Genomic DNA, 24,719 nt, shown 5'->3' with positions numbered 1-24,719 from the left:
AAAGTATTCCCGCTCGGTAAGACGCCAGTTTTCACGTTCGCTTATGGCGGCTTCACTTCTCTTTTTTCTGCAGATCCATCAGCTGCTGCGGCGTGACCGCCGGGTAGGACTGGGCGCCGTCCGGGACTTCCTGCAGCGCGGGGATCGGGATGAGCGGACCCAGGAATCGCGGTTCGCGTTTAAAAATATAGAGATCGGCCAGCGCGCCGAAACGAGCACCAAACTCGCGCAGGCGCACGCTCCACATATCCTTCGGCGACGGCACCGCGTAGCACTGCGCCTGAATACCCATATGCAGGGCAATAAACAGCGCCCGCTCGCAGTGGAAGCGTTGGGTAATGATAATAAAATCATTCGTGTCGAAGACTTTACGGGTGCGAACAATCGAATCAAGGGTACGGAAACCCGCATAGTCCAGCACGATATCCGCCGGATCGACGCCAGCTTTAATTAAATCGCGGCGCATGGTCATCGGTTCGTTATAGCTCTGCAGCGCGTTATCGCCGCTGAGCAGCAGATAGTTCACCTTACCGCTGTTGTAGGCGTTCAGCGCGCCCTGAATTCGGTAGCGATAATATTGGTTGATGACGCCGGTACGATAGTACTTAGCGGTGCCGAGTACCACGCCGACCTGACGATAGGGCAGGTCCTGTAGCTCATCGTAGATATAAGGAGAGGTCTTCCAGCTCATCCAGCGGTCAAGCCCCAGCACGGTTAACAGCAGCAAGCCGAACAGGACTAACAGGCTGTATAACGCACGCTTTAACATGAACCGGGCTCAATAGTGGACGAGGGAAGCTTCAGGCTACTTTACCCGCCGGGCAAGCGCAAGAAACCGTCGTTTAATTGCGGGGATTTTCAACAATGCGGGCCGTTTGGCCCGCAGAATGTGACTAACCTAACAGGACGCGATCGATGTTATGACAGCCCAGCGCCTTCAGCGTCGCGGCGGTTGCGTCCCACTGGATGAGCGCCGCGTCGGCCTTCTCGGCAAGAACAGCGCGCTGGATATCCGGGTAATCGTAACCATTGAGGCTCAGCAGATTCAGCGCGCCCTGCAGCGGCGGCAGCGTCGGGTTATAGGCGGCGTTTTCTGCATAGCTACCGGTGAAAATAGTCCCGTCTTTCAGCTCCAGCGCGACGCCGGAGGGCGAATGGCTGTACGGCATATGGCAGCGGTTGGCTGCCTGAATCGCCGCCTGGGCCAGCGCATCGCCGCTGAGCGGGAAGCCGTGGTTCTGTTCATCCATCAGCAGGGTTTTGATATTCAGATCTTTCGGGCCGAAAGCGTCCGGTAAATAGTGTTGCAGCGAATGGGCTTCGCGGCCCGGAAGATGGATGCGCAGCGCCAGTCCGCTGTTCAGTTCGTTCATAAACTGACGACAGTGGCCGCAGGGGGTGTAGTTCACGGTAATCGCCAGCAGGGATTTTTCGCCGCGCAGCCAGGCATGGCTGATGGCGCTTTGCTCAGCGTGCACGGTCTGCTGCATGGTGGCGCCGAGGAATTCCATATTGCCGCCGAAGTACCAGGTACCGCTGATGCCGCGGGCAATGGCGCCGACGTTAAAGTGGGAGAGGTCGGTACGCGCACAGGCCGCCGCCAGCGGCAGCAGAGCAAAGGCCAGCGCGTCTTCGTCCAGCCCCGTCGCGCTTTGCAGCGCAGCGACCTGATCTGCATTGAGCAGGGCCGGAAAATGCGGGTCGGCCAGCATCGGGGCGATGGCCGCTTGCAGGTCCGCCGCCAGTTGGGGAAGAACAGCTTGAAAACGTGGGTGCATGGCGTTGCCTCATAACAATGTAATGGGAATCTAGTGTACGGGTGCTTATAGCCGACATATGTGATTAACATCTCATTGTTAATGTAATTCTATCTCGTTGCATTTTAAATTGTGATTCAAATCACAACTATCCGGCTATTGCCAGGATCAGCGGAAACAAAAACGGGGCAACCAGCGAGGTAATAATCCCGCAAAGTACCAGCGCCAGCGAACTGAACGCGCCCTCCTGATAGTCGAGTTCAGCGCAACGGGCGGTACCCAGTGCGTGTGAGGCGGTACCCATCGATAAGCCGCGCGAAGCTTTGGTACGAATGCGCATCACATTCAACAGCGTATGGCCGAAGACCGCGCCGAGAATGCCGACAAAAATAACGCATACCGCGCTGATCGCCGGAATGCCGCCAATGCTGCTGCTCACCGCCATCGCAATCGGGGTCGTGACCGATTTCGGCAAAATAGAGGCGGCAATCTGCGGCGTTGCGCCCATCAGTAAGGCAACGGTGGTACCGGTGACCATCGCCACCACGCTGCCGATAAAGCAGATAGTGATGATTGATTTCCAGCGAGCGCGGATTTGGTGTAGCTGCTCATATAAAGGAAAGGCCAGCGCAACCACCGCCGGCTGCAGCAGATCGTTAAGAATTTTGCTGCCCTGAAAATAGCGCTCGTAGGAGATGCCGGTGATCAACAAAAAGGGGATCAGCACCACCATGGCCACCAGTAACGGATTAAGCAGCGGAAACTTGAATCGCGCCGCCAGCATGCGGGCGAGGAAAAAGACGATAAGGGTTAGCGGCAGCGACCACCAGATTTCATGGATCATTTTTCACTTCCTTTTTGACCAACCACTTTGCGCTCGCCGTGAACCAGGTGTGAGCTCCAGCTGACTACTAAAAAAACCACCAGCGTGCTTATCGCGCAGGAAACCACTACCGGGCCAAACTGCGCACGGAGTAAATCCCAATACTGCATAACGCCCACGCCGATAGGCACAAACAGCAGCGCCATATAGCGAATCAGGATATTGCAGCCGGGGTTAACCCACTGCGGCGGCAGGATCTGCAGCGCCAGGAGAAAGAACAAAATCAGCATGCCAATAATACTGCCGGGAATGGCGATCGGCAGGAGTGAAGAGAGAAAAATGCCCGCATACAAGCAGGCGTAGATCAGCACGAAAGCGCGCACATACTGCCAGACAATAATCAGTGATTTACTCATGGTAATAACCCTTGATGAACCGCATTCATCATACAATTAAAGCCAAAAATGTGCTACCGATCACATCATGAATTCTACGCATACCTGCAATAGAGACGGGGAACAGCAAAACGGACGGCTATCAGTGTGTCGATTGCAGCGACAGACAGTGCAGAAATCGGCTCAACGCCAGCGACGGCGCTTCACTTTTTCGCCAGAAAACCCCAACGCTACCTTTTTGTTCAATGCGCGGCAAATTAAGAATCGCCAGCTGGTGCTGGGCCGCATAGCGCTGCGCCAGGCGCAGTGAGAGTATCGACACCATATCGCTACTCTGTAACAGGTTGCTGGTGACGTTCATCGAGGCGGACTCAATGGTGTTCTCCGGCAGCATGACGCCGTTATCCACCAGCGCGTTGTCGATGCTCAGGCGAATCGGTGTGCCGGTGGGCCAGACAATCCAGCGCCACGGAGAGAGGTCAGCCCAGCTTAACTGCGATTTTTGCGCCAGAGGATGATCGGGGCGGGCGACAAAGCAGACCGGCTCGGTGTAGAGCACCCGGTAGCTCAGCGGCAGCTCCAGCGCCCGCCCGCCGACTCGCCCGACCACGACATCAATCACCCCGGCGAGCAGATCGTTAAGCAGCGGCGTCATGACTTTCTCTTCGATATTAAGATGCAGGGTCGGCATCTCTTTAAGCAGTTCGAGGATCGCCTGCGAAACGCAGTCGGTGGCCACCGGTGAACAGCCGATCATCAGACTCCCCACCTGTCCGCCCTGTTTGAAACGCTCGATTTCATACTGCGAACGCGACATATCGTTAATCAGCCGCTGGGCGTGTTGAAGCAGCAGCTTTCCGCCTTCTGTCGGGCGCAGGCCTTTGCTGTGACGTTCAAACAGGGGCATACCGACTTCATCTTCAAACTGGCTCAGCCATTTGGAGAGCGCCGGCTGAGTAATATTCATCAATTTAGCCACTTGCGTGAGGTTGCCTTGTTCCCCCAGCGCGACCAGCATCTGTAAATGGTGCAGCTTCAGTTTCTGCGTCCAGCCTGCCATCAGCGATAACCTCCAGGTTATGTCTATGCCCGAAATACCATTGTACATTTCATTGCTTGGGTTACAAACTCGCAACATAAAAGAAATAAATACAACATCTTCCCCTACCTGCACTGAGGCATAACGATGACTCAACGACTCGAACTACAGAAACTGCTTAATGCCGCGCCGGTCGGCGCCCGGCAATGGCGCGTAATTATCTGCTGTTTCCTGGTGGTCATGCTCGACGGTTTCGATACTGCGGCAATTGGTTTTATCGCCCCGGATATTCGTCACCACTGGCAATTAACCGCAGGCGATCTCGCGCCGTTATTTGGCGCAGGATTGCTGGGCTTAACCGCCGGGGCGCTGCTATGCGGTCCGCTCTCCGACCGCTTTGGCCGTAAACGGGTCATCGAGTTCTGCGTCGCGCTATTCGGCCTGTTTAGCCTGCTTTCCGCGTTTTCCCCTGACCTGGAGACGCTGGTGATCCTGCGCTTCCTGACGGGGCTGGGATTGGGCGGCGCGATGCCTAACACCATTACGATGACTTCGGAATATCTGCCTGCCCGGCGGCGCGGGGCGCTGGTGACCCTGATGTTCTGTGGATTCACCCTCGGCTCGGCGTTCGGCGGCGTGGTCAGCGCGCAGCTGGTGCCGCTGATTGGCTGGCCCGGTATCCTGGTGCTGGGGGGCGTGCTACCGCTGATGCTGGCGGCGGCGCTAATCCCGCTGCTTCCCGAATCTCCGCGCTGGCAGATCCGTCGTCAGCTGCCACAAGCGATGATTGCCAAAACCGTTGGCGCGATAACCGGCGAACGCTATACCGATACCCATTTCTGGCTTGATGAGCCTGCCGCCGGCGCGAAAGGCAGCATCCGCCAGCTATTTGCCGGGCGTCAGCTGCCCATCACCTTGATGTTGTGGGTCGTGTTCTTTATGAGCCTGCTGATTATCTATCTCCTCTCCAGCTGGATGCCGACGCTGCTTAACCATCGTGGAATTGATTTACAGCATGCTTCCTGGGTGACCGCGGCCTTCCAGATTGGCGGGACCTTTGGCGCACTGCTGCTCGGTGTGCTGATGGACCGTTTCAACCCTTTCCGGGTGCTGGCGCTGAGTTACGCCCTGGGGTCGGTCTGTATCGTCATGATTGGCCTGAGCGAGAACGGTCTGTGGCTGATGGCGCTGGCGATTTTCGGCACCGGTATCGGCATCAGCGGCTCGCAGGTGGGGCTAAATGCTCTGACCGCGACGCTGTATCCCACCCAAAGCCGCGCGACCGGCGTGAGCTGGTCAAACGCGATTGGCCGCTGCGGAGCCATTGTTGGTTCGCTCTCCGGCGGCGTGATGATGGCGATGAATTTCTCTTTTGACACCCTGTTTTTTGTTATCGCAGTACCGGCTGTGGTTAGCGCCGTGATGCTTGTCCTGCTGACGCTTGCCGTTCGCAACCCAACATCTGTACCTGCCGCGCTGCCTTCTGCGGGCATCGTGAATAAATAAGGAGAATGCTCATGTCCCAATCTTCCATGGAAATCAACAACGATCGTCAGAACTACTATCAGCATATTTCCGGGCAAAACCTGACGCCGCTTTGGGAATCGCTGCACCATCTGGTCCCGAAAACGCCGAACCCTACCTGTGCGCCGGCTTATTGGAACTATCAGGAGATTCGTCCGCTGCTGCTGAAAAGCGGCGAGCTGATTGGCGCGAAAGAGGCGATACGCCGCGTACTGGTGCTGGAGAACCCGGCGCTGCGCGGACAGTCATCGATTACTTCATCGCTGTATGCCGGTTTACAGCTGATCATGCCCGGCGAAGTGGCACCGAGCCACCGTCATAACCAGTCGGCGCTGCGCTTTGTGGTTGAAGGTGAAGGGGCATTTACCGCCGTCGATGGCGAACGCACGCAAATGCGGGCCGGTGACTTTATTCTGACGCCCCAGTGGCGCTGGCACGACCACGGCAACCAGGGCAATGAGCCGGTTGTCTGGGTGGATGGCCTCGATCTGCCGCTGGTGAACTATCTGGGCTGCGGTTTCGCGGAAGACTATCCGGAGGATCAGCAGCCGGTGACCCGCAAAGAGGGGGATTATCTGCCGCGCTACGCCGCCAATATGCTGCCGCTGCGCCATCAGGTCGGTAACTCTTCGCCCATCTTTAACTATCGCTACGACCGCAGCCGCGAAGCGCTGCACGATCTGACGCGTATGGGGGATGCCGACGAGTGGGACGGCTATAAGATGCGTTACGTCAACCCGGTCACCGGTGGCTACCCGATGCCATCGATGGGCGCCTTTCTCCAGCTGCTGCCGAAAGGGTTTACCTCGCGAGCGGCAAAAACCACCGATAGCACCATCTATCACGTGGTAGAGGGCAGCGGCCAGGTGACTATCGGCGAGCAGACATTTTCTTTCCAGGCAAAGGATATCTTCGTGGTGCCCACCTGGCACGCCGTCTCTTTTATCTCCGCCGAAGATACCGTGTTATTCAGCTTTTCGGACCGTCCCGTGCAGGAAGCGCTCGGCCTGTTCCGCGAAGCGCGTTATTAAAAAATACGAATAAGGACTCCATCATGACTCAATACGTTTTTGCTCCCCAGGCCCCAATTAGCGTTCCGGTTGTCGGCAGCGATGAGCAGTTTCCGGTACGCCGCGTTTACTGCGTGGGCCGCAACTACGCCGCTCACGCGCGTGAAATGGGCTTTGATCCGGATCGCGAACCACCGTTTTTCTTCTGCAAGCCTGCCGATGCGGTGGTGCCCGTCGCTGCGGGAGAGACGCGGAACCTGCCGTATCCCGCGCAAACCGACAACTATCACTATGAAATTGAGCTGGTGGTGGCGATTGGCAAACGGGGAAGCGATATCCCGCTGGAGCAGGCCCATGAGTATATCTGGGGCTATGCCACCGGTCTGGATATGACCCGCCGCGATCGCCAGATGGAGATGCGCCAGATGGGCCGTCCCTGGGAAATCGGCAAAGCCTTCGATCTCTCCGCGCCGATAGCGCCGCTGCACAAAGCAGATACGGTTGACGTCAACGAGGCGGGAATTTGGCTGCAGGTGAATGGGGAAGATCATCAGCGCAGCGATATTCGCCACCTGATCTGGTCGGTTAATGAAACTATCAGCTATCTTTCCGGCTTCTTTGAGCTGCAGCCCGGTGACCTGATTTTTACCGGGACTCCAGAAGGCGTTGGCGCGGTGGTGAAAGGCGATGTTATCACCGGCAACGTAGATGGACTGACGCCAATCGCCGTGCGCGTGGTGTGAGGTGAATGATGAAGCTGTACAGTTTTTTTAATAGCTCTGCCTCTTACCGCGTGCGCATCGCGCTGGCGCTGAAAGGCATCGACTACCAGAGCGTGGGCGTCAATATCCGCATCGGCCAGCAGAATGCGCTGGAGTACCGGCGGCTGAACCCGGTCGGCCTGGTGCCGACGCTCATTACCGACGAAGGTGAATCTCTCGGCCAGTCGCTGGCGATAGCGGACTGGCTGGATCGGCACTATCCGCAGCCGCTGCTGCTGCCTGAGGAAGACAGCGCGCGCATGCGGGTGCTGGAGATCGTATACGCCATCGCCTGCGATATTCATCCCATTAATAACATGCGCGTTTTACGCTACCTTGGCGACGAGCTTAAGGTGAGCGAAGAGGAGAAAAAACGCTGGTATGCGCACTGGATCCAGCAGGGGTTCAGCGCCGTTGAACAGCTATTGCGCCACGCGAAATCCGGCGATTTTTGCGTGGGCGATGCCCCCACCCTGGCGGACTGCTGTCTGGTGCCGCAGTGGGCCAACGCGCTGAGGATGGGCTGCGATCTCAGCCACTATCCACGCTGCCAGGCGGTTTATGACGCCTGTACCCGGCTGCCGGCGTTTATCGCCGCCGCGCCGGAAAACCAACAAGATAAGATCCCGGCTTAGGAGGCAACATGGCAAAAGTGATGCGAGCAATCATTGTCGGCGGCGGTATTGGCGGGGCAGCCACGGCGCTTTCGCTGGCGCGCCAGGGTATCAAGGTGATGCTGCTGGAAAAGGCGCATGAAATCGGCGAAATTGGCGCCGGGATCCAGCTTGGCCCAAACGCGTTCTCGGCGCTGGACAGCCTCGGCGTCGGCGAAGTCGCCCGCCAGCGGGCGGTCTTTACCGACCATATCACCATGATGGATGCGGTAAACGGCGAAGAGGTCGTGCACATTGAGACAGGACAGGCGTTCCGCGACCATTTTGGCGGGCCGTATGCGGTGATCCATCGGGTGGATATCCACGCCACCGTCTGGGAGGCGGCGCTGACCCATCCGGCCGTCGAGTATCGTACTTCGACGCAGGTAGTGGATATCCGCCAGACCGCCGATGACGTGACGGTGTTTGATGATAAAGGCAATAGCTGGACGGCGGATATTCTGATCGGCTGCGACGGCGGTAAATCGGTGGTGCGCCAAAGCCTGCTGGGCGATTCGCCGCGGGTGACCGGCCACGTGGTCTATCGCGCGGTCGTCGACGCCGCCGATATGCCGGACGATTTGCGCATCAATGCGCCGGTGCTGTGGGCGGGTCCGCACTGCCACCTGGTGCATTATCCGCTGCGCGGCGGTAAGCAGTACAACCTGGTGGTGACCTTTCATAGTCGGCAGCAGGAAGAGTGGGGCGTGCGCGACGGCAGTAAAGAAGAGGTGCTGTCCTACTTTAAAGGTATCCACCCGCGTCCCCGGCAGATGCTCGATAGACCGACCTCCTGGCGCCGCTGGTCCACCGCCGATCGCGAGCCGGTAGAAAAATGGGGCAACGATCGTATTACGCTGGTCGGCGATGCCGCGCATCCGGTGGCGCAGTATATGGCGCAGGGGGCCTGTATGGCGCTGGAAGATGCGGTGACCCTGGGTAAAGCGCTGGCCCAGTGCGACGGCGACGCCGCCCGCGCTTTCGCGCTGTATGAATCGGTGCGTATTCCGCGTACCGCGCGGATCGTCTGGTCGACGCGTGAAATGGGGCGGGTCTATCACGCTGCCGGGGTTGAGCGCCAGGTGCGCAATCTGCTGTGGAAAGGCAAAACCCAGAGCGAGTTTTATCGCGGCATTGAGTGGCTGTACGGCTGGAAAGAGGATAACTGCCTGCAACCACGTTAAGCGGCCGTGCATTTCCCGGCCGAGGCTGGCGCCTCACCCGGACTACGGCCCGCAGACAGAGGTGACCTTGTCGCCCGGCTAAGCGCAGCGCAAGCCGGGAAGCAGCAGCGCTGCCGGTAAAACCGAGATTCACCCCTTTCAACCCGCATCCAGAGGCGCTACCATAGCGCCTCTTTTTTTCGGGCAATGATAAACAATATGCGTGTACTACTGGCGCCGATGGAAGGCGTGCTCGATTCGCTGGTGCGCGAGCTGCTGACCGAAGTCAATGATTACGATCTCTGCATCACCGAGTTCTTGCGCGTGGTGGATCAGCTCCTGCCGGTAAAATCGTTCTACAAACTGTGCCCGGAACTGCATAACAACAGCCTGACGCCCTCCGGCACCCGCGTGCGCGTGCAGCTGCTCGGGCAGTATCCGCAGTGGCTGGCGGAAAACGCCGCTCGCGCGGTCGAACTCGGTTCCTGGGGGGTTGACCTGAACTGCGGCTGCCCGTCAAAGCTGGTGAACGGCAGCGGCGGCGGGGCAACGCTGCTCAAAGATCCCGAGCTTATCTATCGCGGCGCGAAAGCGATGCGCGAAGCGGTTCCCGACGAACTACCGGTCACGGTAAAAGTTCGGCTTGGCTGGGACAGCGGCGAACGGCGATTTGAAATAGCCGATGCGGTCCAGCAGGCGGGGGCCAGCGAGCTGGTGGTTCACGGCCGCACCAAAGAGGATGGCTATAAAGCGGAGCGCATTGACTGGCAGGCTATTGGCGAAATCCGTCAGCGCCTGACTATCCCGGTGGTGGCCAACGGTGAAATCTGGGACTGGCAAAGCGCTCAGGATTGCCTGGCCGCGACCGGCTGCGACTCGGTAATGATTGGCCGCGGCGCGCTGAACGTACCGAACTTAAGCCGGGTAATAAAATATAACGAACCGCGTATGCCCTGGCCCCAGGTCGTCGGGCTGCTGCAAAAATATACCCGTCTGGAAAAGCAGGGCGATACCGGCCTTTATCACGTCGCGCGTATCAAACAGTGGTTGAGCTATTTGCGTAAAGAATACCTCGAAGCTTCTGATCTGTTCAGCGCGGTGCGCACTCTACAGGATTCAACCAGTATTGCGCGCACGATTAACGACTGGCGTAGCTAAACTATCTGACCTGCATCACATTTTTTTGCTTGTCCCATTGAGATTACCCGGCGGACAGTGAAATACTCACTACCGATTGTTACTGCTCCGGCAGGCAAAACCTGATTTCCTGGCATCTGTCGGGGTCAGGTTTTTTTGTTTTTGGGGTTCATATGCAAATCGCCAAAGTACTTAATAATAATGTAGTGGTGGTTGTCGATGAGCAGCAGCGCGAACAGGTGGTCATGGGCCGAGGACTTGCCTTCCAAAAACGCGTTGGTGACTCTCTTGATGAAAGTAAAATTGAAAAAGTCTTCGCGCTGCAGAGCGATGAACTGATTGGTCGTTTAGGCGAATTACTCAGTCAGATACCGTTAGAAGTGATGACCACCTGCGATCGGATTATCGATCTGGCGCGCGGTCGTCTCGGTAAGTTACAGGACAGCTTGTACATTACCCTGACCGATCACTGCCACTTTGCGATCGAGCGGCAGAAGAAGGGCCTCGCCATTCGTAATGTGCTGCTGTGGGAAATAAAACGGCTGTATCCTAAGGAGTTTGAGTTAGGGCAGGAAGCGCGGGCGATTATCGCCAAACGGCTTGGCGTTGAACTGGCCGAAGATGAGGCGGGTTTTATTGCCCTGCATCTGGTGACGGCGCAGCTCAACAGCGAAATGCCGGAGGTGATGCACGTTACCCGGGTCATGCAGGAGATTCTGCAGCTGGTGAAATATCAGCTGACCCTTAACTACGACGAAGAGTCGCTGAGCTACCAGCGTTTCGTTACGCATCTTAAGTTTTTCGCCCAGCGTATGCTGACGCGAACGGTGGTCGAAGATGATGATGTGACGCTGCACAGCGCGGTAAAGGATAACTACCCAAAAGCGTGGAAGTGTGCGGAAACCGTCGCCCGGCACCTGCAAAAGAGCTACCAGCGGCCGCTGACGACGGAAGAAATTATGTTTCTCGCCATTCATATTGAACGGGTGAGAAAAGAGGGACGCTAAGCGCCGATCGGGCCTGGCGCCAGGCTCCCACTCTACAACTGGATTGTTACTGCATTATGCAGGCAAAACCTGAGCGCAACGCTTACATGGCGTTGTTCTCGGGTTTTTTTATTTTTAATACTCAGTTAACGATGCCTGCGGGCAGCGGAAGTAAGGAAAAACAGCATGGAATATAAAGCACTCGCGCAGGATATTCTTAGCCGGGTAGGCGGCAAAGAGAATATTGTGAGTCTGGTTCACTGCGCAACGCGGCTGCGTTTTAAGCTTAAAGATAGCAAGAAGGCGGATGCCGAAGGACTGAAGGCGAATCCTGGCGTCATCATGGTGGTGGAAAGCGGCGGCCAGTTTCAGGTGGTCATCGGTAACCACGTACATGATGTCTGGCTGGCGGTGCGCAGCGAAGCCGGCCTGACGGACGACAGTGAGCCGGTTGCGGTGAAGGGCGAAAAAGTGTCGATTATCGGCCAGATTATCGACGTGGTTTCCGGTATTTTTACCCCGTTTATCGGCGTCCTGGCGGCCTCGGGGATCCTCAAAGGACTGCTGGCGCTGGCTGTCGTTTGCGGCTGGTTAACGACGCAACAGGCGACCTATAAAATCTGGTTTGCCGCCAGCGATGCGCTGTTCTTCTTTTTCCCGTTATTTCTCGGCTACACCGCCGGCAAGAAATTTGGCGGTAACGCCTTTATTACGATGGTGATCGGCGGCGCGTTAACTCATCCGCTGATGATTCAATCTTTCGAAGCCAGTATGGCGCCTGACGCCGCGGCGGAATATTTCCTTGGCATTCCGGTGACCTTTATCAATTACAGCTCGTCGGTCATCCCGATTATCCTCGCCTCGTGGGTGAGCTGCTGGATTGAGCGGCGGAGCAACGCAATACTGCCCTCGTCGATGAAGAACTTCTTTACCCCGGCGATTTGCCTGGCCGTGGTTGTCCCGCTCACGTTTCTGATTATCGGCCCGGTTGCGACCTGGCTGAGCCAGCAGCTGGCCAATGGCTATCTGCTTATCTATCAGGTTGCGCCCTGGCTTGCCGGGGCGGCGATGGGCGCGCTGTGGCAGGTGTGCGTCATCTTCGGTTTACACTGGGGCCTGATACCGTTGATGATTAACAACCTTACCGTGCTTGGCCATGATTCGATGATGCCGATGCTGTTGCCGGCGGTAATGGGTCAGGTTGGCGCCGCGCTGGGGATTTTCCTGCGCACTCGCGATGCCCGGCAAAAAGTGCTGGCGGGTTCGGCGGTATCCGCCGGGATCTTCGGCGTGACCGAGCCGGCGATTTATGGGCTGAATTTGCCGCTCCGCCGTCCCTTTATCTTCGGCTGCGTCGCTGGCGCTATCGGCGGCGCGATTGTCGGCTTCAGCGACAGCCACGTTTATTCTTTCGGTTTCGGTAACATTTTCACCCTGGCGCAGATGATCCCGCCGCAGGGCATTGACGCCACGGTGTGGGGCGGCGCGCTGGGAACGATTAGCGCATTAATCATCGCCTGCGTGCTCACGTTAGTCGCCGGGCTGCCGCGCAGCGCCGCCGAACAGGCGGCCGTTGTCGTGGCCCCGGCCTCGGAAAACGATATTCTGGCGCCGATGACCGGCAGCGTGCTGGCGCTCGATCAGGTTCCAGATAGCACCTTCGCCAGCGGTTTACTTGGCCAGGGTGTGGCGATTATCCCTTCAGTAGGCAAAGTTATTGCGCCGTTCTCGGGGGAAGTCGCCTCGATTTTCCAGACGAAACATGCTATCGGCCTGCTGAGCGATAGCGGAATTGAACTGCTTATCCATGTGGGTATCGACACCGTCAAGCTCGATGGCGCGCCGTTCACCGCCCATGTTAAAGAGGGCGACAAAATTAAAGCGGGCGATCTGCTGCTGGAGTTTGACCGTCAGGCGATTCTGAACGCCGGTTACGATCTGGCGACGCCCATTATTATCAGCAACAGCGACGATTACCGTGCTCTCGACATTGTTTCCGCCAGCGCGGTGGATGCCGGTCAGCCGCTGTTGTCCGTAAGCCGTTAATCACAGGAGAGAGATGAATGAAGACATTCCCACAGGCGTTTTTATGGGGCGGCGCGACCGCGGCAAACCAGGTCGAAGGCGCTTATCTGGAAGAGGGGAAAGGATTAACCACTTCTGACGTCCAACCGCGCGGCGTATTTGGCGATGTGGTAGAACGCGTACCTGGCGATAGCGGCATAAAAGACGTCGCCATCGATTTCTATCATCGTTACCCGGAAGATATCAGCCTCTTTGCCGAAATGGGTTTTAACTGCCTGCGCGTATCGATTGCCTGGGCGCGTATTTTCCCTGAGGGCGACGAAACGCAGCCAAACGAAGCCGGACTGGCCTTTTACGACAAGTTGTTTGACGAAATGGCGAAGCACAATATCACTCCGCTGGTGACGCTGTCGCACTATGAGATGCCGTGGGCGCTGGTGAAAAACTACGGCGGCTGGGGCAATCGCAAAGTGATTGGCTTCTTCGAACGCTATGCCCGCACGGTGTTTGAGCGCTACAAGACGAAGGTCAAACTGTGGCTGACCTTCAATGAAATCAATATGTCCCTGCACGCGCCGATGACCGGCGTTGGTCTGCCGGCTGACAGCAGCAAAGCGGACGTCTACCAGGCCATTCACCATCAGCTGGTGGCGAGCGCGCTGGCGGTTAAAGCCTGCCATGACATCGTGCCTGAGGGCAAAATCGGCAATATGCTGCTCGGCGGCCTGATGTATCCGCTGAGCTGCAAACCGGACGATATTTTTGAAACGCTGCAGCAGAACCGCAGCTGGCAGTTCTTTGGCGATGTCCAGTGCCGCGGCGCTTATCCGGGCTATATGCTGCGCTATTTCCGCGACAACGGCATTAGCCTTGAGATCACCGATGCCGATCGCGAAGCCCTGAAAGAGACCGTCGATTTTATCTCTTTTAGCTACTATATGACCGGCTGCGTGACCGCCGACGAAGAGCTGAACAAAAAATCGCGCGGCAATATTCTCAGCATGGTGCCAAACCCGCATCTGGCAAGTTCGGAGTGGGGCTGGCAGATTGACCCGCTCGGTCTGCGCACGCTGCTGAACGTGCTGTGGGATCGCTATCAGAAGCCGCTGTTTATCGTGGAAAACGGTCTCGGCGCGAAAGATAAAGTGGAAGCTGACGGCAGCATCAACGACGATTACCGGATCAGCTACCTTAACGACCATCTGGTGCAGGTTCGTGAGGCAATTGAGGACGGCGTTGAGGTGATGGGCTACACCAGCTGGGGACCTATCGACCTGGTGAGTGCTTCGAAAGCGGAGATGTCCAAACGCTATGGCTTTATCTACGTCGATCGCGATGATGAAGGCAACGGCACCCTGGCGCGCAGCCGCAAGAAGAGCTTCTGGTGGTATAAAGAGGTGATTGCCACTAACGGCGGCAGCTTAAAAGAGTAATGCCCTGAGCACGAAAGTAACATCATCCATATGGCCCGGATAACCTCCGGGCCATTTTGCGTATTACGCCGCCTTGCGCGCGCGCAGCAGAAAAATCATCGGCCGCTCTTTTTCTTCATCCAGCGCTGGCTGGGCGGCAATCTGCTCCGCCGTTGGCCCCCATTCATCCAGATGCTCGATGATAAAACCGGCGGCCACCAGCAGGTTTATCCAGGTGGACAGCTTGCGGTGCTGCTTCTTCACCCCGTCGGCAAACCAGTTGCTGATACGTTCGCCCTCCTGCTGGTAGTGGCTCACCGGCCAGCGCTTCTGTCCGTTCTCATCTTCCAGCCAGCCCTGCTGCGGCGGGGCGGTATAGATGGGATGCTCGGCGGAGAACAGCAGCGTACCGCCGGGCGTCAGCGCCTGGTAAACGGTAGCGAACAGCGGCGCCACGTCGGGCAGATAGTGTAGCGCCAGCGAGCTATAGACCAGCTCGCAGCTATTTGCGGGCAGGGTCAGGTTCTCCAGGTTTTCACAGCGGTAGCGGATACCTTCGCCGCGGGTCATTTCGCGGGCGCGCTCCAGCATCCGGCTGGAGAGATCCAGTCCCTCGACCTGCGCGGCGCCCCGATCGCGGGCCCAGCGGCAAAACCAACCGTAACCGCAGCCAAGATCGACGACGCGTAAACCGGATAACGGCGGAAGCATTTGCTGTATGGTTGGCCACTCAGGCGCGCCTTCCAGTCCCTTAACTGAACGGTCGAGGGTGGCGTATCCGGCAAAAAAAGCGGGATCGTCATAGATGTTCTGACTCATTTTCACTCCATGAGAAGTTTATTTTTAGCCTGCTAATAGTTACGGCACACGCTTTACTAAACGGCTATGATGCAATTAGCTTAATATACCCGACCTTATTTAATCATCTGACCGATTTCATGAACCTGACTTTGAGCAAACGCGCGTTGGCTGGCCTGCCACTGGCCATCGCGCTGGCGGGCTGCGCGCCATCGCACGATATTGGCAATCCGCTCCAGCAGCAAACCCCGGCATCCCACGTATCAATGGAACTGCCCGCCGCCGTGAAAAACGGCTGGCCGCAAAGCAACTGGTGGCAGGATTATCATGACCCTCAGCTCAATAGCCTGATTCAGCGTGCCTTAGCCAATGCGCCGGACATGCAGATTGCCGGGCAGCGCATCAAACTGGCGGAAGCGCAGGCGCGGATGTCGCAATCCACCCTGGGACCGAATCTGGATTTTTCCGCCGATCTTGAACGGCAGAAAATGTCTTCCGAGGGGCTGATGGGACCGTTTGCCACCGATACCGATGGCAATACCGGGCCGTGGTACACCAACGGTACCTTCGGGCTGACCGCCGGATGGGACCTGGATCTGTGGGGTAAAAACCGCGCGCTGTTACAAGCGCGAATCGGTGAAGTCAAAGCTCAGGTCGCTGAAGAAGCCCAGACCCGTGAACTGCTGGCCAGCAGCGTCGCCCGTCTTTACTGGCAGTGGCAGACCGAGGCGGCCATTAAAAACGTGCTGACGCAGATGAAGCGCGAACAGAATAACGTCGTTACCGTGGATACTGCGCTGTATCAACGTGGGATCACCAACTCGGCCGAAGGGGCGGAGAACGACATTAACGTCAGTAAAACCGATCAGCAGCTTGCCGACGTTGCCGGCAGTATGAAAGAGATTGAAGCGCGGCTGATGGCGCTGACCAACAATCAGAGCCAGGCGCTGAATCTGCATCCGGCGGATTTGCCTGCCGTCAGCGCGCAAATGCCCAATGAGCTGGGCTATGAGCTGCTGGCGCGACGTCCTGATCTGCAGGTCGCCCACTGGTATATCGAAGCTTCCTTAAGCGAAATTGATGCCGCGAAAGCCGCGTTTTATCCGGATATCAACCTGATGGCCTTCCTGCAACAGGATGCTCTGCATCTCAGCGATCTGTTCCGCCACTCAGCCCAGCAGATGGGCGTCACTGCCGGGCTGACCCTGCCGATCTTTGATAGCGGCCGCCTGAACGCGAATCTGGATATCGCCAGCGCGCAAAATGGCCTGTCGATAGCGAAGTACAACAAAGCGGTGGTCGATGCGGTTAATCAGGTGGCGAAAACCGCCAGCCAGGTTGAGACGCTGATGGCGAAAAATCAGCAGCAGCAGCAGGTTGAAAAGGATGCTCAGCGGATGGTCGCTCTGGCGCAGGCGCGGATGAATGCCGGGATTATTTCCGGTTCGCGCGTCAGCCTGGCGAAGCTGCCCGCTTTGCAGGAGCGCATTACCGCTCTGCGTCTGCGCGGCCAGTGGCTTGATGCCAGCATCCAGCTAACCTCCGCGCTGGGCGGCGGGTATCATCAGGCGGCGAAGTAGTTCGGTTTCCCCGTCTTGCGCTGCGCTTAGCCGGGCTGCAGATCGCATGGTTTGTGGATCTGTCGCCCGGATAAGGTGTTGATGCCGCCATCCGGGCACTCTCATCACTCTTTCTTCTTTGCCTCGCGGCGCTTTAGCCACCAGTGCGCCGCAACCACCAGCACCACCGCCAGAATCAGCCAGATCCAGTGTTTCAAATGCGCGTCCAGATGGTGCAGCCACGGGCCTATCGCTTCGCCGCCGAGATAGCCGAGCGTGGTAAAAATTAACGCCCAGATAATCGCGCCGAGAATATTCAGCGGCAGAAACACCTTCGGCGGCAGTCGACTGGCGCCAATCAGCAGCGGGCCGATAACCCGGAAGCCGTACATAAAGCGGGTGCCGATGACAAACAGGTAGGGGCGACGCTGGATCATGCGCTGGGCTTTCTGGATCCGCTTCTTCTGCCGGGAAAACCGGCGCAGGATGCGTCCGCCAAAGCGTCTGCCGAGCAAATAAAGCAATTGATCGCCAATCATTCCCCCGAGGGCGACCGAGATAACCACCAGCCAGAACTTCAATAATCCCTGATGTGCCGCCACGCCGCCGAGCAGCGTGATGGTTTCGCCTTCCGCCATGCTGCCAATGACCAGCGCCGCGTAGCCGTACTGGGTAATCAGGTTATTGATATCCATATAAAGATAAACTCCATAAAACGTCAGTCCCTTAATCATACACCCTGATGATAAAAATGCCGGGGAAGCGCATTTTTCTTGCTGTACACAAAATAATCTACAAGGTGAATTATACTTGGATCAGTGCTGTACCACGCCGTGACAAGGGGGACGCTATGAACCATGTCTGGGGGCTCTTCTCGCATCCTAATCAAGAGATGAGCGTTATTAAAAGCGAAAACGAAACCGTTTCGCATCACTACACGCATCATGTGCTGGTTATGGCAGCGGTTCCGGTTATCTGCGCCTTTATCGGCACCACGCAGCTGGGCTGGAACTTCGGCGACGGCACGGTGATAAAACTGTCGCTGATGACCGGCCTGGCGCTGGCGGTGCTGTTTTATGCCGTGATGCTCGCCGGGGTCGCGGTGATGGGGCGGGTTATCTGGTGGATGGCACGAAGCTATCCGCAGCGGCCTTCCCTTAAACGCTGTATGGTTTTCGCCGGCTATGTCGCCACGCCGCTATTCCTGAGCGGGATCGTGGCGCTCTATCCGCTGGTGTGGCTGTGCGCGCTGGTGGGAACCGTCGCGCTGCTCTATACCGGCTATCTGCTTTATCTCGGGATCCCGACTTTCCTTGGCATCAATAAAGAAGAGGGGCTAAGTTTCGCCAGCTCGACCCTGGCGATTGGCGTGCTGGTGCTGGAAGTGCTGCTCGCCATCACCGTGATCCTCTGGGGCTACGGCTATCGACTCTTCTGATTAACTCATTGCCGGCATAAATAGTTTTTTATGTCGGCAATGCAGCATTTGTTCACGATTCTTATTAGCCAGCGCGCGTTCTGACAGGGTATGATGATTTTTGCCAGCGGTGTTATCCCCAGCGCCGCGGCGTACGTTCATAACGTGCAAAAATACTTTTCAGAATGTTCACGATGACCAAATTTCGAGTTTCTTTGCTCAGCCTGACGTTGCTGCTGGCTGTGCCTTTTGCGCCCCAGGCGATGGCTAAATCCCCCGCGGCGGTGTCCGCTTCCCAGCCGGATATTGCGTCCGGCAGCGCGATGATCGTCGACCTTGCCAGCAAAAAGATCATCTATGCCAGCCAGCCGGATCTGGTTCGTCCGATGGCGTCGATCACTAAAGTGATGACCGCGATGGTGGTGCTGGATGCCCATCTGCCGCTTGATGAGATGCTGACCGTTGATATCAGCCAGACGCCTGAAATGAAAGGGATCTATTCACGCGTTCGCCTGAACAGCCAAATCAGCCGCCGCAATATGCTGCTGCTGGCGCTCATGTCGTCGGAAAACCGCGCCGCTGCCAGCCTGGCGCACCATTATCCCGGCGGCTATAACGCCTTTATTCGCGCGATGAACGCCAAAGCGCAGGCGCTGGGAATGACCCGCACCCGTTACGTTGAGCCCACTGGCCTGTCGATTCATAACGTTTCCACCGCGCGCGATCTGACTAAGCTGCTGATCGCCAGCGAGCAGTATCCGCTGATTGGCCAGCTGAGCACCACGAAGGAAGATATGGCGACTTTCGCCCATCCCGCCTACACGCTGCCGTTCCGTAACACCAATCATCTGGTCTATCGTGATAACTGGAATATTCAGCTGACCAAAACCGGTTTTACTAATGCTGCGGGCCACTGCCTGATTATGCGTACGGTGATTAATCAGCGCCCGGTAGCGCTGGTGGTGATGGATGCTTTTGGCAAATATACCCACTTTGCCGATGCCAGCCGTCTGAGAACGTGGATTGAAACCGGGAAGGTGATGCCGGTTCCGGCTTCCGCGCTCAGCTATAAAAAACAGCGCGAAGCGCAGATGGCCGATGCGATGCTGAAAGGCGGCGCGCAGACCGCGCAGAACGATTAACCCCCATTTCCCCGGATTACGGCGTAAACGCCTTATCCGGGCTACAGAACCGCGCTGAACCGTAGCCTGGCTAAGCGCAGTGCGAGCCGGGGGATTTTCCCGGAGGCGGCGCTGGCGCGCCTGTCCGTGCTACCGCTTACCCGCGACCCCGAGGGGTTACTCCGGCAGCGTCCAGTCGCCATCGCCGAGCGGGCGCTGCATAATCAAGGTGTCGCGCCAGTCGCCCATCTTATAACCAACGCTGCGCAGCTGGCCCGCCACGCTAAAACCGAACTTTTTATGAATTGCAATCGACGCGGCGTTACTGTGGCCGTCGCCGATAATGGCCAACATCTGTCGCCACGGTCCCTGTTCGCATTTCTCTATTAACCGGGAGAGCAGCGCGCTGCCGATGCCGCGTCCGCCCATTCCCGCCTCCACGTAAATGGACTCTTCGAGAGTGTAGCGGTAGGCCGGGCGAGGGCGATAAAACGTGGCGTAGCAGTAGCCGACGATGGTTCCGCGCCACAGGGCAACCAGCCACGGCAGCCCGCTATCGCGCACGGTTTTAATACGCTTGCGCATCTCGTCGACGGTCGGCGGGATCTCTTCAAAAGAGGCGCGTCCATTGAGCACGTGCCAGACGTACAGCGCGGCGATGGCGTGGGCGTCATCGGGCAGCGCCTCGCGGATCTCTAAGTCAGCGTCGTGTAATTTATCCACTGCGGACATGTTGGGTTCCTTAAGCGGGTTTGCCGGAGAGGAGATTTCTCCGGCGTGCAGCGTAATACAGAAGCCCCGCGGCTGAACAGCCCCTCGTGGGGATTATTGCGGGTCGGTAGGGCTTGCCGCGTTATCCGGCGTTTCTCCCCAGTATTTTTGCTTGCTGGTTTTGCCGATCCCCGGGTTCATACTGTTGGTTGGATCGTTCTCACGATAGAAACGTTTTAAGCTTTCCGGCGCCTCATAGAGATGGCCGACGTTATGCTCGGCGGGATACTGAGCGCCGCGCTCCTTCAGCAGCACCAGCATTTTCTCCTTCAGTTCGTGGGCATCGACGCCTTTTTTCACGATGTAATCCTGATGGAAAACGTGACACATAAAGTGACCGTAATAGAGCTTATGCACCAGCTGGCTGTCAATATCAGCGGGAAGATGCTCAAACCATTCGGTATCGTTACGGCGCAGGGCGATATCCAGCGCCAGAATATCTTCCACCTCATCGGCGTGAACCGCCTGATAGCGGATCGCCGCACCCGCAGCGGCAAAGCGGTGCAGGAAGGCTTTGCTGCCTTCTTCCGCGGTGCAGACGAAGAAATCCCCTTCGGCATTCTGGAAATACTCTCCAAGCCATGTCTGGGCTTCTTCGATGCCATCGCCCGCCATTTTCAGCAGTAGATGGTGTTCATATTTATCGCGCCAGGTTTTCATTCGCTCCGGCAGGTGCGCCGGGAAGACGTGACCCAGCTTCTGCATAAAGCGGTCGGTGAAGTGCGGCTTAAACAGAGAGACTTTCTCCAGCATCGCGTCGGTGCGGCCCTTCATAGTAAAGAAGAACGGCATTTTATCGGTGCCGAGCTTGTCGATCATCAGGAAGGTATCTTTCCCGTACTGCTCGGCGATGTCGTAAATATCGCGGTGCATGTACTCGCCCGCAACCGGCAGATGGCTGAATTCGGCGAGAATATGGCGGCGAATTTCGGTCAGCACTTCCGGCTGGTTGGTGCCGATGTAGAACACCTGCTGGCGTTTTTCCGCCGGGAAAGTATCGAGGCGCACGGCGAACACCGCCAGCTTGCCGGCGCAACCCGAGGATTCAAACAGACGGTCCGGGTCGGCGTTGTAGCGTGCCGGGGTATCGGCATTCACGTCGCGCACGCGGGTGACGTAATCGTGATCGTGAGCGTGGCGGCCATCGTGGCGGACATCTTCATCTTTAACCCGCTCGTCGTCGAGGCGACTGAGGATCTGCTCCGGCGTGGTGCCGAGGTCGATGCCGAGGTGGTTCACCAGCGTCAGCTTGCCGTTTTCATCAATTTGCGCGTACAGCGACATTTCGGTATACGCCGGGCCACGCTGTACCAGCGAGCCGCCGGAGTTGTTGCAGATCCCGCCGACCACCGATGCCCCGATGCAGGATGAGCCTATGACGGAGTGCGGTTCGCGACCCAGCGGCTTCAGCGCTTTTTCCAGCGAATAGAGCGTTGTGCCGGGATAAGCCAGTACCTGTTCGCCTTTATCCAGCAGGTGCAGTTTATCCAGGCGCAGGGTGCTGATAATGACGATGTCGCGATCGTAATCATTGCCGTTCGGCGTTGAGCCTTCGGTCAGGCCGGTATTTGCCGCCTGCATCAGAATGATTTTATCGGCGTTGACGCAGGCGTTCAGCACGCGCCACAGCTCCAGCAGCGTGCCGGGAAAGACCACCGCCAGCGCTTCCCCCTGGCCGGAGCGGAAGCCTTTGCGATAGCGCTGGGTTTTGGCCGGGTCGGTCAACAGATGGGAGGTGCCAACCAGGCGAGCGAGTTCAGCCAGAAAAGCGTTGTTATGAGTTGTTGCAGATGACATGTTCCACTCCTTGTGGCGGTACAAAATTATCAAAAATAAGAATAGCCCTTTGTATGACAATTTGATGCATCAATGTTTCGAAAAATCAGAGAACAACGCGCGCTTTCTTCAGGCGTCTCGTTTATGTTTATGGCAGACTTCGATTTTTGCTATCTTTTCGCCGATCTGGCCGACTGGAACAATGAGGGATAAAAATGAAATGGCTTTGTACTGTAGGCGTCGCTGTGAGCCTGGCGTTGCAACCCGCGCTGGCGGATGAATTGTTCGGCAATCATCCCTTAACGCCGCAGGCGCGGGATGCGTTTGTGACCGAACTGCTGACGAAAATGACGGTGGACGAAAAAATCGGTCAGCTGCGCTTGATTAGCGTAGGTCCGGATAACCCGAAAGAAGCCATCCGCGAAATGATAAAAGAGGGGCAGGTAGGGGCGATTTTTAACACCGTGACCCGCCATGATATCCGCGCTATGCAGGATCAGGTGATGGCGCTCAGCCGCCTGAAAATCCCGCTGTTTTTCGCTTTTGACGTGCTGCACGGCCAGCGCACGGTATTTCCGATATCTCTTGGCCTGGCTTCCTCTTTCAACCTCGATGCGGTGAATACCGTCGGGCGGATTTCAGCTTACGAAGCGGCCGACGATGGCCTGAACATGACCTGGGCGCCGATGGTCGACGTCTCCCGCGACCCGCGCTGGGGCCGCGCCTCGGAAGGCTTTGGCGAAGACACTTATCTCACCACCATCATGGGGGAAGAGATGGTGAAATCCATGCAGGGCAAAAGCCCGGCGGACCGCTACTCGGTGATGACCAGCGTTAAGCACTTTGCCGCCTACGGCGCGGTCGAAGGCGGCAAAGAGTACAACACCGTCGATATGAGCCCGCAGCGCCTGTTTAACGACTATATGCCGCCGTATAAAGCGGGGCTGGACGCAGGCAGCGGCGCGGTAATGGTCGCGCTCAACTCGCTTAACGGTACTCCGGCAACCTCGGATTCCTGGCTGCTGAAGGACGTGCTGCGCGACCAGTGGGGCTTCAAAGGCATCACCGTGTCCGACCATGGGGCCATAAAGGAGTTGATCAAACACGGCGTGGCCGCGGACCCGGAAGACGCGGTGCGCGTGGCGCTGAAGTCCGGTATCAACATGAGCATGAGCGATGAATACTACAGTAAGTATCTGCCCGGGCTGGTGAAGTCCGGCAAGGTGACGATGGCGGAGCTCGATGATGCAACCCGCCACGTGCTGAACGTCAAATACGATATGGGGCTGTTTAACGATCCCTATAGCCACCTGGGGCCGAAAGATTCCGATCCGCAGGATACCAATGCCGAAAGCCGTCTGCATCGTAAAGAAGCGCGTGAAGTGGCGCGCGAAAGCCTGGTGCTGCTGAAAAACCGTCTCGACACGCTGCCGCTGAAAAAATCGGGCACTATCGCGGTAATCGGCGCGCTGGCCGACAGCAAGCGCGACATGATGGGCAGCTGGTCAGCGGCGGGCGTGGCCGATCAGTCGGTCACCGTGCTGGCCGGAATGCAAAAGGCGCTGGGCGATCAGGGCAAAATCATCTATGCCAAAGGCGCCAACGTCACTGATGATAAAGGTATCGTCGACTTCCTTAATCTGTACGAGAAAGCGGTGCAGGTTGATCCACGCTCGCCGCAGGAGATGATTGATGAAGCGGTGGCGGCGGCGAAGCAGTCCGACGTGGTGGTTGCCGTGGTGGGTGAAGCGCAGGGTATGGCGCATGAAGCCTCCAGTCGCACCGACATCACCCTGCCGCAGAGCCAGCGCGCCCTCATTAGCGCGCTGAAAGCGACCGGTAAACCGCTGGTGCTGGTGCTGATGAACGGCCGTCCGCTGGCGCTGGTGAAAGAGGATCAGCAGGCCGATGCGATACTCGAAACCTGGTTCGCCGGTACCGAAGGCGGCAACGCCATTGCCGACGTGCTGTTCGGCGACTACAACCCGTCGGGCAAACTGCCGATGTCCTTCCCGCGTTCGGTCGGGCAGATCCCAACCTACTACAGCCATCTCAATACCGGTCGCCCGTACAATGCAGATAAGCCGAACAAGTACACCTCGCGCTACTTTGACGAGGCCAACGGCCCGCTCTATCCCTTTGGCTACGGCCTGAGCTATACCACCTTTAGCGTTTCCGATGTGAAAATGTCGGCGCCGACCCTGCAGCGTGACGGTAGCGTAACCGCCAGCGTGCAGGTGACCAATACCGGCAAGCGTGAAGGGGCGACGGTGATTCAGCTTTATCTGCAGGACGTCACCGCTTCCCTGAGCCGGCCGGTGAAAATGCTGCGCGGCTTTAAGAAGGTGATCCTCAAGCCGGGTGAGACGCAAACCGTCAGCTTCCCGATTGACATTGAGGCGCTGAAGTTCTGGAACCAGCAGATGAAGTACGACGCCGAGCCGGGCAAATTCAACGTCTTTATCGGCGTCGATTCCGCCCGCGTGAAGCAGGGCGAGTTCGAACTGCTGTAATTGCGCTTTGTCGCCCGGGTAAGGCTGTGGCCGCCGCACGGGAACACGCATTCCTTATCCCAAAGGCCGATTTATCGGC

The 24,719-nt window shown here is 57.4% G+C and carries 21 protein-coding genes and 1 pseudogene; 13 read left to right on the top strand and 9 right to left on the bottom strand.

What is annotated here, in order from left to right; genetic code table 11:
* Positions 1-52: 52 nt before the first annotated feature.
* The 5 genes from sanA to ACSIPU_RS06325 all read right to left on the bottom strand — a co-directional run bounded on the left by sanA (position 53) and on the right by ACSIPU_RS06325 (position 4,035).
* Positions 53-769 carry an outer membrane permeability protein SanA gene (gene sanA, locus ACSIPU_RS06345; RefSeq protein WP_004103884.1) on the bottom strand — a complete coding sequence of 239 codons (717 nt, stop codon included), beginning with the start codon at positions 767-769 and terminating at the stop codon, positions 53-55.
* Positions 770-893: 124 nt separating this feature from the next.
* Positions 894-1,778 carry a cytidine deaminase gene (gene cdd / locus ACSIPU_RS06340; protein WP_004103882.1) on the bottom strand — a complete coding sequence of 295 codons (885 nt, stop codon included), beginning with the start codon at positions 1,776-1,778 and terminating at the stop codon, positions 894-896.
* 127 nt (positions 1,779-1,905) lie between these two features.
* Entirely contained in the window at positions 1,906-2,601 is a 696-nt protein-coding gene (locus ACSIPU_RS06335; RefSeq protein ID WP_004103877.1) for a CidB/LrgB family autolysis modulator, read from the bottom strand.
* On the bottom strand, positions 2,598-2,996 hold the full coding sequence (locus ACSIPU_RS06330) for a CidA/LrgA family protein (protein ID WP_004103875.1): 399 nt from the start codon (positions 2,994-2,996) through the stop codon (positions 2,598-2,600). The genes ACSIPU_RS06335 and ACSIPU_RS06330 overlap by 4 nt, the downstream gene beginning before the upstream one ends.
* Before the next feature lie 121 nt (positions 2,997-3,117).
* Positions 3,118-4,035: a LysR substrate-binding domain-containing protein gene (locus ACSIPU_RS06325; RefSeq protein ID WP_016809260.1), complete on the bottom strand. Its 918-nt coding sequence runs from the start codon at positions 4,033-4,035 to the stop codon at positions 3,118-3,120.
* Between the two features lie 126 nt (positions 4,036-4,161).
* Between ACSIPU_RS06325 and mhbT the strand changes: the two genes are divergently transcribed.
* The 9 genes and pseudogenes from mhbT to ACSIPU_RS06280 all read left to right on the top strand — a co-directional run bounded on the left by mhbT (position 4,162) and on the right by ACSIPU_RS06280 (position 14,706).
* On the top strand, positions 4,162-5,520 hold the full coding sequence (gene mhbT / locus ACSIPU_RS06320; protein WP_004103871.1) for a 3-hydroxybenzoate transporter MhbT: 1,359 nt from the start codon (positions 4,162-4,164) through the stop codon (positions 5,518-5,520).
* An 11-nt stretch (positions 5,521-5,531) separates the two neighbouring features.
* Positions 5,532-6,569 carry a gentisate 1,2-dioxygenase gene (gtdA, locus tag ACSIPU_RS06315; protein ID WP_004103869.1) on the top strand — a complete coding sequence of 346 codons (1,038 nt, stop codon included), beginning with the start codon at positions 5,532-5,534 and terminating at the stop codon, positions 6,567-6,569.
* Positions 6,570-6,592: 23 nt separating this feature from the next.
* Positions 6,593-7,291: a fumarylacetoacetate hydrolase family protein gene (locus ACSIPU_RS06310; protein WP_064344297.1), complete on the top strand. Its 699-nt coding sequence runs from the start codon at positions 6,593-6,595 to the stop codon at positions 7,289-7,291.
* A gap of 8 nt (positions 7,292-7,299) precedes the next feature.
* Entirely contained in the window at positions 7,300-7,944 is a 645-nt protein-coding gene (maiA, locus tag ACSIPU_RS06305; RefSeq protein ID WP_016809257.1) for a maleylacetoacetate isomerase, read from the top strand.
* Between the two features lie 8 nt (positions 7,945-7,952).
* The gene (locus ACSIPU_RS06300; protein ID WP_115239387.1) at positions 7,953-9,146 is read left to right on the top strand and encodes a 3-hydroxybenzoate 6-monooxygenase; all 1,194 of its coding nucleotides are present in this window, start codon (positions 7,953-7,955) and stop codon (positions 9,144-9,146) included.
* A 198-nt stretch (positions 9,147-9,344) separates the two neighbouring features.
* Positions 9,345-10,283, top strand: a complete 939-nt coding sequence (gene dusC, locus ACSIPU_RS06295; RefSeq protein ID WP_004114085.1) for a tRNA dihydrouridine(16) synthase DusC — start codon at positions 9,345-9,347, stop codon at positions 10,281-10,283.
* Between the two features lie 152 nt (positions 10,284-10,435).
* The gene (gene bglG / locus ACSIPU_RS06290; RefSeq protein WP_004103859.1) at positions 10,436-11,269 is read left to right on the top strand and encodes a transcriptional antiterminator BglG; all 834 of its coding nucleotides are present in this window, start codon (positions 10,436-10,438) and stop codon (positions 11,267-11,269) included.
* Positions 11,270-11,322: 53 nt separating this feature from the next.
* Positions 11,323-13,294 (top strand): annotated as a pseudogene (gene bglF, locus ACSIPU_RS06285) (PTS beta-glucoside transporter subunit IIABC).
* A gap of 17 nt (positions 13,295-13,311) precedes the next feature.
* Positions 13,312-14,706: a glycoside hydrolase family 1 protein gene (locus ACSIPU_RS06280; protein WP_004103857.1), complete on the top strand. Its 1,395-nt coding sequence runs from the start codon at positions 13,312-13,314 to the stop codon at positions 14,704-14,706.
* Between the two features lie 63 nt (positions 14,707-14,769).
* On the opposite strand, the gene ACSIPU_RS06275 is transcribed toward ACSIPU_RS06280, so the two are convergent.
* Positions 14,770-15,504, bottom strand: coding sequence for a class I SAM-dependent methyltransferase (locus tag ACSIPU_RS06275; protein WP_196557445.1), 735 nt, complete (start codon positions 15,502-15,504; stop codon positions 14,770-14,772).
* 119 nt (positions 15,505-15,623) lie between these two features.
* On the opposite strand from ACSIPU_RS06275, the gene mdtQ reads away from it, so the two are divergent.
* Positions 15,624-17,063, top strand: a complete 1,440-nt coding sequence (gene mdtQ / locus ACSIPU_RS06270; protein ID WP_196557446.1) for a multidrug resistance outer membrane protein MdtQ — start codon at positions 15,624-15,626, stop codon at positions 17,061-17,063.
* Between the two features lie 104 nt (positions 17,064-17,167).
* On the opposite strand, the gene ACSIPU_RS06265 is transcribed toward mdtQ, so the two are convergent.
* On the bottom strand, positions 17,168-17,737 hold the full coding sequence (locus ACSIPU_RS06265; protein WP_004103851.1) for a DedA family protein: 570 nt from the start codon (positions 17,735-17,737) through the stop codon (positions 17,168-17,170).
* 155 nt (positions 17,738-17,892) lie between these two features.
* Here ACSIPU_RS06265 and ACSIPU_RS06260 point away from each other — a divergent pair, with 155 nt between their 5' ends.
* Positions 17,893-18,480: a Yip1 family protein gene (locus ACSIPU_RS06260; RefSeq protein WP_004103850.1), complete on the top strand. Its 588-nt coding sequence runs from the start codon at positions 17,893-17,895 to the stop codon at positions 18,478-18,480.
* A 173-nt stretch (positions 18,481-18,653) separates the two neighbouring features.
* The gene (gene pbpG / locus ACSIPU_RS06255) at positions 18,654-19,601 is read left to right on the top strand and encodes a D-alanyl-D-alanine endopeptidase (protein WP_004103849.1); all 948 of its coding nucleotides are present in this window, start codon (positions 18,654-18,656) and stop codon (positions 19,599-19,601) included.
* 156 nt (positions 19,602-19,757) lie between these two features.
* Here pbpG and ACSIPU_RS06250 read toward each other — a convergent pair whose 3' ends face one another.
* Both ACSIPU_RS06250 and dld read right to left on the bottom strand, forming a co-directional pair.
* Positions 19,758-20,312, bottom strand: a complete 555-nt coding sequence (locus tag ACSIPU_RS06250) for a GNAT family N-acetyltransferase (protein ID WP_004103848.1) — start codon at positions 20,310-20,312, stop codon at positions 19,758-19,760.
* 93 nt (positions 20,313-20,405) lie between these two features.
* Positions 20,406-22,148, bottom strand: a complete 1,743-nt coding sequence (gene dld, locus ACSIPU_RS06245) for a D-lactate dehydrogenase (protein WP_196557447.1) — start codon at positions 22,146-22,148, stop codon at positions 20,406-20,408.
* 194 nt (positions 22,149-22,342) lie between these two features.
* On the opposite strand from dld, the gene bglX reads away from it, so the two are divergent.
* Positions 22,343-24,640, top strand: coding sequence for a beta-glucosidase BglX (gene bglX / locus ACSIPU_RS06240; protein ID WP_135800465.1), 2,298 nt, complete (start codon positions 22,343-22,345; stop codon positions 24,638-24,640).
* The last annotated feature ends 79 nt before the right edge of the window (positions 24,641-24,719 follow it).

Origin of the sequence: Klebsiella sp. HN106, from assembly GCF_051209435.1 — a bacterium.
GTDB classification, from domain to species: domain Bacteria; phylum Pseudomonadota; class Gammaproteobacteria; order Enterobacterales; family Enterobacteriaceae; genus Klebsiella; species Klebsiella oxytoca.
The sequence above is the reverse complement of the archived record's forward strand: the minus strand, read 5'-3'. Positions and strand labels throughout refer to the sequence as shown.